The following is a 3,336-nucleotide window of genomic DNA, read 5'->3' on the forward strand; positions in this document are numbered from 1 at the left end:
AAGCAATCTCAGACAGTTCGGATTTCGCCGACAGTGTCTACACCTCATCCATGTGTCAGGTGTCGCCCAGCTTCGGCCGGCGCTGACGGAGCTTGCGAGCGAAGTCGGCACCGAACTTGAAGCACCACTGCCCGGATGCTCTCGTGCGTAACGCTGACGCCGCGCTCGGCCAGGATCAGCTCGATGTCGCGCAGGTTCAGGCCGAAGACGTGGTACAGTTAAACAGCGTAGCGGATGAACTCGGCCGGGAGGCGGTAGCCGGGGTGGGTAGCGGGCTCGGACGTCATCCAGCCAGCATGACAGAGCCGCTTCGTTCCGACCATTGACCAGCAATTTGGCAATGTCGGTGGCGGGCCCGAAGGTCATCTCGCCATCCTGGCTCAACCGCTTCGTTCCGGCCAGAGCCCAACAACCTGACAATACCCACAGGGCAGATCACGAGGATCTTATTTCGCCATCCTAAATATTCTAAATCACACTGCGGTGTTGCTGCGTTGTCAGTTCGTACCCGGAACTCGCAGCAGCTTCGACTAGAGTTGGAGCGCGACAAACTTCATCCGCTCTTGAGTACCGCACGGTCGCCCATCCGGAGGGACTCGATGACTATCGTCTTTCATCCGCTTGCCGGGCTGCGGAGACGCCTGATGCGTTTGAGCGTGCCCCGCGCCGAGCTACGGCCATGTCGCAGCTCTTTTCACCGCGGAACTCGCTGCATTGCACCTACCACTGCCTCGGCAGCAGTACTACTTTCCGCTGCATTAGCAGCCGCCGCTGGAGCCGCCTCGGCGCAAAGTGGTCAGGACGAGTTGCGCAGAGCACCATCAGGCAATTTGCTTCCTGGCATTGGGGCCGCCGACCCACGGCAACGGGTCGATCCTACCGCCGACCCATGGCGCTCGCTCGGGCGCGTGCAAACGGAGGTCGGTGGGCGCTGCACTGGCACCTTGGTCGATGCGCGCACGGTACTCACTGCCGCACATTGTCTGGTGGCATCGCGCTCGGGCCAGTTTGTCCAAGCGCGTTCGGTCCACTTCCTACTCGGCTACAATCTCGGTCAGTACACAGGGCATGCGCGAGTTATCTCCTATACGGTCGGTCCGGGCTTCACCCCCGGAGTAGCGGCTATGGGACCAGCGGGTGCGGACTGGGCGCTGCTAACCCTCGAGCGGCCGATCGGTGCGCCGGGGCATATATTGCCCTTGCTGCGTGGTACGCCGCAGCCGGGATCACCGGTGATGTTGGGAGGATACCAGCAAGATCGGCCTGAAACGTTGTCTGCTGATACCGGGTGCCGTCTTGGATCCCTTACGCGAAGGCCTTCGGGGCATGTTCTGCTCGCCCATGACTGTGCTGCCACCCGCGGCGCGAGCGGAGCTCCGATGCTTGCTCGTCGCCCTGACGGAAGTGGTTGGGGTGTCGTTGGAGTTGCGGTTAGCACCAATGCGGACGCGACAGTCGCCAGCGGCCATGCCGTGCCTGCCGCTGCTATCGGAGCAAACCCTTAGCTGGTTCGTAATAGTGGCATCCGCGCAGCGGGACGGGGACATCGGGGTAGGTGCAGCCTGAGGATTCCGGTTTCAGATCATAGGGGGCGACTTCCTGGAGCTGAGCCAGCGCGTTCGAATTTGAGTATTGGTTAGGACCGTTGGGGCTGGCGCAGAGGCTACGGGCGTAGGAGATCGAGATGGTGAAGTTCCGCTCGACCACGGCCAACTTCTCGCCGGCGATCATCGAGCTCGACGCTGCCATGCGCTCGGGCCGTCTCCAGCACGACGGCAACCCGGTGCTGGAGTGGTGAATTGGCAACGTCGTGGGCAAATCTGATCGCCGGGGCAACCTCTACCCAACCAAAGCGCGGCCGGAACAGAAAATCGACGCGGCCGTGGCGCTCATCATGGTGATAGGCCGGTCGATGACCGAGCCGGAGCAATTCACCAGCATCTTGACCGGAATGGAACCCCAATGCTTCCTTACCCAAGTTAGAAGGAGGCGCTAACCTGACCCTGATCCACCGGATCGCACGGCCTGTCCGGCGGAGAGAAAGCGAGCTGACCTATGTTCGACGAGTTCGGTTTTCCACGCGACGCTGACACGGACAACGCCGCGCCCATTCTTGATACTTTCGTATACTGCAGCCGTGCCGCCGAAAGCGTCGACGACGTCGAGGTCGGCCGTATCATTGAGTTGTCTCAACGCCGCAATGTCGCCCGCGACATCACCGGAGTGCTGGTTTTCGGCAGCGGCGTCTTCTTCCAGTGGATCGAGGGGCCGCCGGCCCAGGTAGAGAACCTGATCGCAAGCCTTCACGGCGATCCGCGCCATTACGAAATCGTTACACTGAGCCGGAGTGTAGAAAAGCGCGAGCGTCTGTATCCAAATTGGGAGATGGAGCGGGTCGGAGCCGACGACATTCGCGCGGTGCTGCAGGAAGCGCTTGAGAGCGCCGAAGACGACAACAACATCGCGGCGCTGAGGCGTATTCTCGAGTACCTTGATTCGGGTCCGCTGAATACGCTCCACCTTTCTGCCACGAAGCGGAACGACACCGACAAATCCAAGCCGGGGGCTCCCTAGGGGGTCCACAGCAGAATATCGACTACAGAAAATGTTGGAATGGGGAGGTTGGCCGACCAGTCGGCAGCGCCCGCGGACATGGTGGAAATACCGGTCTTGTCCGGGGTGTAAAACTAGGATGGCCAGCGGATCTGTCGGCTACCCGCTGACACCACCGAGCTAGCCGTCCTTGGCCTCCACCAAATGGATACGGCTTATCGCGGCCGAGGCGAAGCGCAGCTTGGCTGCTGTCATCGTGTGCGAGCGTTCTTCGTAACTCGGAGGAGTTCGCCAATTCTAGAGCGGTTTCCTGCCTGACTGAATCGCTTGTGATCCTACAGGCTGGGCAGTGGTGATTCAGTTGTCCCTCGGCATGAGGGGTGGTGGGCATGTCCAAAGCGTTGTCGGTCGACTTACGGGAACGCGTGGTGGCGGCGATCGCGGCGGGGTCGTCCTGCCGGGCGGCGGCGGTCCGCTTCGGGGTGAGCGCGGCGAGCGCAATCCGGTGGGCGACGCTGGTGCGGGAGGTAGGGTCGGTCGCGCCAGGGCCACTCGGCGGCGACCGGCGCTCGGCGCAGATTGAGGCGCATGCGGCGCTGATCTTCCGCCTCGTCGCCCAGAAGTCGGACATCACGCTGCGGGAGATCCAGGTCCAACTGGCCAAGGCTGGTGTGTCGGCCGGCATCGGCACGCTGTGGCGCTTCTTCGACCGGCGCCGGATGACGCGCAAAACGTATGGCCCGCCCCGTCTGCAAGGGGATTTTGCGACCCGGTCTGATCAGT

General features: G+C 62.2%; 3 protein-coding genes. All 3 read left to right on the forward strand.

Translation table 11 applies throughout. The annotated features are described in order from the left end of the window. Window positions 1-644 precede the first annotated feature (644 nt). Complete coding sequence (locus tag AC5JJ1_RS14570) at window positions 645-1,505, forward strand: trypsin-like serine peptidase (RefSeq protein ID WP_495785828.1); 861 nt, start codon at window positions 645-647, stop codon at window positions 1,503-1,505. Window positions 1,506-2,055: 550 nt separating this feature from the next. Beyond that, window positions 2,056-2,574, forward strand: a complete 519-nt coding sequence (locus AC5JJ1_RS14575; RefSeq protein WP_495785826.1) for a BLUF domain-containing protein — start codon at window positions 2,056-2,058, stop codon at window positions 2,572-2,574. A 368-nt stretch (window positions 2,575-2,942) separates the two neighbouring features. Next, window positions 2,943-3,336, forward strand: a 394-nt coding sequence (locus AC5JJ1_RS14580) for a transposase (protein ID WP_495785827.1), incomplete at its 3' end; no start/stop codon positions are given.

The sequence above is a fragment of the Belnapia sp. genome (assembly GCF_059504005.1).